This window comes from Burkholderia sp. AU4i (genome assembly GCF_000466765.1).
Classification (GTDB): Bacteria; Pseudomonadota; Gammaproteobacteria; order Burkholderiales; family Burkholderiaceae; genus Burkholderia; species Burkholderia cepacia.
The window spans coordinates 1-5253 of the sequence record NZ_ASSI01000372.1; the positions used below are offsets into that span (position 1 = coordinate 1).

Consider the following 5253-nt stretch of genomic DNA (forward strand, 5'->3'; position numbering starts at 1 on the left):
TCTTGGGTCCCGGTCGGCCTGAAATGCAAACCAACCGCAGATGGAGGTCACGATGGAAACGAACCGACTGCACCATTGGATAGTAGTCCTGCACTGTGCGTACATGGAATACACGTACACGCCGTGGGATGGCCGGAACTACTACCGACGCACCGTCGCTTACGACCACGTTGTCTGGTGTTGACGGACACCAGCGAACGCCTGACGCCTCGCATCAAAAACTGAATCTTCAACGGAGAAAGCCATGAAACTCGCAACCAAGTTTGGCAACAGCGCCCCGATCGTTCGCTCCACTTCGCCCCTTACCGACGATCAAATTCGTGCGGTCGCGCCGTCGATCTTCGCCGCCGACAAGCATGACTCACGTTCCGACCGCTACACCTACATCCCGACCATCGAGATCCTCACGAAGCTGCGGACCGAAGGGTTCCAGCCCTTCATGGTCTGCCAAACCCGAGTGCGCGTCGACGCGAAACGCCAGCATACGAAGCACATGCTGCGCCTGCGCCACGCGTCTCAGGTCGCTTCCCCGGAAACGCCGGAAATCATCCTCCTGAATTCGCATGACGGCTCAAGCAGCTACCAGATGTTGGGGGGCTACTTCCGCTTCGTTTGCCAGAACGGGCTGGTGTGGGGTGACACGACGCACGACATCCGCGTACCGCACAAAGGGGACGTAGTGGATCACGTCGTTAATGGTGCGCACGAGGTGCTCGACGGCTTCGACCTGATCCGTGAGTGCAAGGAAGGGATGGAGGCCGTGCAGCTCGACGAAGGCGAACAGCAGGCTTTCGCACGCTCTGTGCTGGCTCTCCGGTATGACGTGACCGAAGCACCGGCACCGGTCACCGAGACCCAACTGCTCCACGCGCGTCGCACCGAAGACACCCGCCCCGATCTCTGGACCACGTTCCAGCGTGTTCAGGAGAACGTGATCAAGGGTGGGCTGCGTGGTCGGTCCGCGGCTGGCCGCCGGACGTCGACACGCAGTGTGACCGGCATCGATCAGGATCTCCGCCTCAATCGCGCCATGTGGGTGCTCGCAGAAGAGATGCGCAAGCTGAAGGGCTAACCCGAATGCGCCGGCGCTATCCGCCGGCGCCTTACCGAACGTTGTCGTGTTCCATTTCTATCGAGGTCGATCATGATGCTTACCACAGAAAACCGCAGCTCCCGTTCCACCGAAGCAGCGCGTACACGGACCAGTCCAGACGCCGCCACGCATGCCGCCGTTCTGGCCGACACACTGACGCTCATCGAGACCGTGCAGTTGGTGCAAACAATCCTGCACGAGGCGTTTCCCGCGACGTCTTTCGCGATCACGGTTACGAAACGCGGGAACGGATCGCAGTTGACGATCGACTGGGTGGACGGCCCCCGCGACCTGCAGGTCGCGCGGCTCGTGTTGCCGCTGCAGGCGACGCGCCTTGCCAACGGTGGCAAGGTCGAGCGCGTCGAGCACTTTATGCTGACGTCGTCCGGCCGTCTCACAGTCCATCTGGCTGCGGATCGGATCACGTTGTCGCGCCGGTTCAGCGATCGCGCGATCGCACAGGTGCTGGAGCGTCTCGCGTTGCGCTACGCAGATCTCCTGGCACCGGACGTTCGCGCCATGATGACGGTCGACGATTACCGAGCCGGCCGCCTGCAGCTGGTCGAGGTCATCGGGGTGCATCGGACCGGCGGCCGTCGATCGGGATCAAACGTACAGGTGGACGTCGATGCATTGCTCGCGGAAACCACCGACGCTCACGGCTTTCCCCGCTCCATCACGGGCGCACGTCTCTTCGTGCGCCGAGACGTCCACTGACCACGAGAGCGAGGATAGAAACATGACCACGATCGAGATCGCTGCGACCGACGCAGCTCGCGCTTACAGCCTCCAGTTGCGCACCATGCCGGATTCTGACGACGAGGATGGAAGCCAATGGGCCCGTGCTACCAAAGCCGGTCGGAATAGGCTTTTGACGGCGCTCGCAGGTCTGAGTGATGAGGAGGCATTGCGCGTGATCCTCGCGAACCCTGGCGTCGAGCCGGATGGTGAGACCCCATTCAACCTTGTCGAGATGAGTGACGTACAAGGGTGGCGCCAGAGAACCGTCGAGGGGCATTGACCTGGAGTCGATCGCCGGAAATCGAGTACCGGCGATCTTCGCTCGAATTCGAAACTTGTGGACGGTCGGCCGTTGGGGTCGGCCGCTCATGCACGATCAGGACCACGTGATGGAACAGCCTTTCCTGAAGATGCCGAACTTGCACTGTACCGTCAATCGAGCGCACGTCGATCTCGTCGCGAAAGGGGCAAGGATAGCGGCCGAAGTCGGGTTAGTGCCCTGCGGGCCCGTGAGCTGGAGCAACCGGCTACGAGGCAAAGAATGCATCGACCTGACCGTCTACCGCCCGATGCACGGCAGTGGCGAACGCTACGCTGTCAAGCGATTCTTCGACGGATGCTACGCGTCTGTCACGTGTTTGCTCCCCGAGCATGCAAAACGCGCGCTTTTGGCAGATTCGCGTGCGGAGTTTGAGCAGATTTGTGCGGCAGGTGCCACGGTGCGTGCAGACGGGCCATCCGACGCGAGCAAGGAAGATCTCGAGCTGGTGGCGCTCGCGTTGCTCTCGACGGACATCGATGCCCAACATCCCGCTGCTCGCGTCGAGGCGCAGCAGCTGCCGCTGTTCTGATTTCACGGCGGTCGGGAGCTGATTACTCTCCTCCCGAATTCGCGCGGCGGCCGCTTTCGCGGCCGCGCCACTGAAATCGTGATCGCGCTCGGCGATCTGCGACCGCCGTGGCGCTCATGTCCGTGACGCAACACCACTCGCCGGCCCAGCGCACAGGCTACGGTCGATGCCCTTGCCTCATCCCTGCAGTCGACCTTTCAACCCGGAGCCCACGTTCGCCCGCCGTAGCCTGGCGGACGGACCATTGCGCCGCGCGCGACGAGTGTCGCACGGCGCCCTGCTCCTGCAAGGGGCTTTCGCGGCATATCCTCGCGCGCTTCGCGCACTCCGGTATTCCACGGTCCCCTTGCCCGCCATTCTCCGGCGGGCGCTCGCCAGCTCCGGGTAGCACGGTTTGCGAGCCAGATCGTTCTGGCTGTGCTCCGGCTGCCCCTATCTCAACTCTGAGGAGCTGACCGTGAGCTATTTGTACAACGGCGACTGCCTGGTCGCCATGCCCAAACTCGCCCCCGAATCCGTCGACTGCATCGTGACGGACCCGCCTTACCTGGTGAATTTTCGCGATCGGAGCGGCCGCTCGATCGCGAACGACGTGAACGGCGACTGGCTGGCGCCGGCGTTTGCCGAAATGTTCCGCGTCTTAAAGCGCGACGCGGTATGCATTTCGTTCTACGGCTGGAACAAGGTCGACCTGTTTTTCGACGCCTGGAAGGCCGCCGGCTTTCGCGTCGCCGGCCACTTCGTCTTCACGAAGTCCTACGCGTCCAAGGCCGGCCTGGTGAAGTACCAGCACGAATCGGCCTACCTGCTCGCCAAGGGGCGGCCCGCGACGCCGGCGGCGCCGATCGCCGACGTCATGCCGTTTCCGTACAGCGGCAATCGCCACCATCCGACCGAAAAGCCGGTCGCCGCGCTGCGCACACTCATTTCCGCATTTACGCAGCCAGGCGACACCGTACTTGATCCGTTCGCCGGTTCCGGCTCGACCTGCGTCGCCGCGCGCGAGCTCGGCCGCCGCTATATCGGCATCGAACTGGACGCGACCTACTTTGCGGCCGCCAAGGCGCGCCTGACGGCGCCTGTCGCCGGCGCCGCGTTGGCCGCCGCCTAAGCCCCGACCAGAGGATATTTATCATGCGACTGATCGTTTCAGCCTATTCCGGTCTCGAGCAGCTTGACCATCCCCGCACGAACGAAAACGGCGACCCTGTCGACGTGTTTTGCGTCCGTCTGGACGCCGCGGTGCGGTTCCCGCACCGCGCAAGCGACCTGGACATGGCGCGTATCTATCGGTACCGGAATTCGTTCGAATTCAGCGCCGGTACTTACGTCATGCACGACATTTTCCGCGAGCGCCTGGCCGAGCTCGCCGATTACCCGGCGATCTCGATCGGCGCCGCGCGAATCTGCCATACGAACGGCGCGATCGCAGCAACGGACGGCCCGTTCAAGGAGCTGATCGATTTCTCGCTCACGTCCGGAACGATCGGATCGCGGACTTCCGCAAAGCTGGCCGACGATTTCAGCCGATTCCTTGGGGCAATCGACGCCAATTGCGATCACCTGTTCGCCGAACTTTACCGAAATTGGTATTTCGCGTTCTGCCTGGCCGAGAACTGCGGTGCTGTGCAGCTTTCCTGATCACGCGACGCCGGCCGCCGAGGGCGGCCGGCTCGACGAACGTTAAAGGTCAATCATGGTTGAGTATCAAATTGAAGTGTTGTTGGCGACGATCGCACAAAGATCATTCGGCGAGGAAATCCAGGTCTTCTGGAACGCGGAAACCGAAATCGAGGTTTGCGTTACCTCCCTGCGATACGCGTTGCGTGAAGCGTTCGAATGCGGACGCTCCGTCAAGTAGTCGTCCTGTATATCCGGAGGCCGCTCCCCGCGGCCCCGTCCGAACATGAGGAAAGACAATGCAGCTCTTCTACATCAAGCATTTGCTGTGCGCGATCGCCGACAAACATTTCGGCCCACGCATGACCGGGACCGATGACGGCGACAGAGTGACTATGACGGTGGGCGAACTCATCCACGCGTTACGTGACGCGTTCGAGATCGGCCAGGGCGTGCGGAGGGACTGACCTTGAAGAAAGCCGAATTCGAAGCGCTCCTTACGGCGATCGCGCGGGAGCACCTGCATATCGAGACGCTCAAGACCCGTTATCGCGATCGCCTGGATTTTCACGATTGCGCCGTGTGGTGCATCCGTACCGCCCTGATCGCGGCATACAACGCCGGCGTCGTGCACGGGCTACGGAACTCGGCGAAATAGCGAGCGGCCGCCGGCGCCCGCCTGGTGCCGGCGGCAATCGCAGCTCACCTTGTTCCACTACTCGCCCGGGCCTGCAGCCCTGGGCGCCCAGTGGTACACGATTGCCAGTTTGTGTACCGCAGCCTGTACCACCGGTTCGGGGCGAGCCCACCCCGCCCGCATCGAGCGGCCGGGGCGGGCGGCGGGAGCAGCGGCCGCCGCCTCGAGGCGAGATCTCGGCCCTTTCCTCTTCGCCAGCCGGCGCGCGGCACCTTGCGCGCCCGGCTCCGCCAGGCACACAAGGTGCCGCG

The 5253-nt window shown here is 62.9% G+C and carries 9 protein-coding genes; all 9 read left to right on the forward strand.

Going from position 1 to position 5253, the window contains the following annotated elements:
• Positions 1-52: 52 nt before the first annotated feature.
• Entirely contained in the window at positions 53-184 is a 132-nt protein-coding gene (locus tag L810_RS49540; protein WP_006493590.1) for a hypothetical protein, read from the forward strand.
• A gap of 60 nt (positions 185-244) precedes the next feature.
• Positions 245-1072 (forward strand): DUF932 domain-containing protein, encoded by an 828-nt coding sequence (locus L810_RS42730; protein ID WP_021164304.1) that lies wholly within the window; start codon positions 245-247, stop codon positions 1070-1072.
• 72 nt (positions 1073-1144) lie between these two features.
• A complete protein-coding gene (locus L810_RS42735) occupies positions 1145-1810 on the forward strand; it encodes an LPD29 domain-containing protein (protein WP_042978390.1) in 666 nt (221 codons plus the stop codon).
• 22 nt (positions 1811-1832) lie between these two features.
• Entirely contained in the window at positions 1833-2114 is a 282-nt protein-coding gene (locus L810_RS42740; protein ID WP_042978391.1) for a hypothetical protein, read from the forward strand.
• A 109-nt stretch (positions 2115-2223) separates the two neighbouring features.
• On the forward strand, positions 2224-2685 hold the full coding sequence (locus tag L810_RS42745; RefSeq protein WP_049030546.1) for a hypothetical protein: 462 nt from the start codon (positions 2224-2226) through the stop codon (positions 2683-2685).
• 457 nt (positions 2686-3142) lie between these two features.
• Positions 3143-3796, forward strand: coding sequence for a DNA methyltransferase (locus L810_RS42750; RefSeq protein WP_021164307.1), 654 nt, complete (start codon positions 3143-3145; stop codon positions 3794-3796).
• Between the two features lie 23 nt (positions 3797-3819).
• Complete coding sequence (locus L810_RS42755) at positions 3820-4326, forward strand: hypothetical protein (RefSeq protein WP_021164308.1); 507 nt, start codon at positions 3820-3822, stop codon at positions 4324-4326.
• Positions 4327-4604: 278 nt separating this feature from the next.
• Positions 4605-4772 (forward strand): hypothetical protein, encoded by a 168-nt coding sequence (locus tag L810_RS47965; protein WP_021164310.1) that lies wholly within the window; start codon positions 4605-4607, stop codon positions 4770-4772.
• 2 nt (positions 4773-4774) lie between these two features.
• Complete coding sequence (locus L810_RS42760) at positions 4775-4963, forward strand: DUF6900 domain-containing protein (protein WP_021164311.1); 189 nt, start codon at positions 4775-4777, stop codon at positions 4961-4963.
• Positions 4964-5253 lie beyond the last annotated feature (290 nt).

What these genes read in the sequence shown, in the direction of transcription:
- L810_RS49540 (WP_006493590.1), top strand. Translation starts at nt 53, where the DNA reads ATGGAAACGAACCGACTGCACCATTGGATAGTAGTCCTGCACTGTGCG.
- L810_RS42730 (WP_021164304.1), top strand. Translation starts at nt 245, where the DNA reads ATGAAACTCGCAACCAAGTTTGGCAACAGCGCCCCGATCGTTCGCTCC.
- L810_RS42735 (WP_042978390.1), top strand. Translation starts at nt 1,145, where the DNA reads ATGATGCTTACCACAGAAAACCGCAGCTCCCGTTCCACCGAAGCAGCG.
- L810_RS42740 (WP_042978391.1), top strand. Translation starts at nt 1,833, where the DNA reads ATGACCACGATCGAGATCGCTGCGACCGACGCAGCTCGCGCTTACAGC.
- L810_RS42745 (WP_049030546.1), top strand. Translation starts at nt 2,224, where the DNA reads ATGGAACAGCCTTTCCTGAAGATGCCGAACTTGCACTGTACCGTCAAT.
- L810_RS42755 (WP_021164308.1), top strand. Translation starts at nt 3,820, where the DNA reads ATGCGACTGATCGTTTCAGCCTATTCCGGTCTCGAGCAGCTTGACCAT.
- L810_RS47965 (WP_021164310.1), top strand. Translation starts at nt 4,605, where the DNA reads ATGCAGCTCTTCTACATCAAGCATTTGCTGTGCGCGATCGCCGACAAA.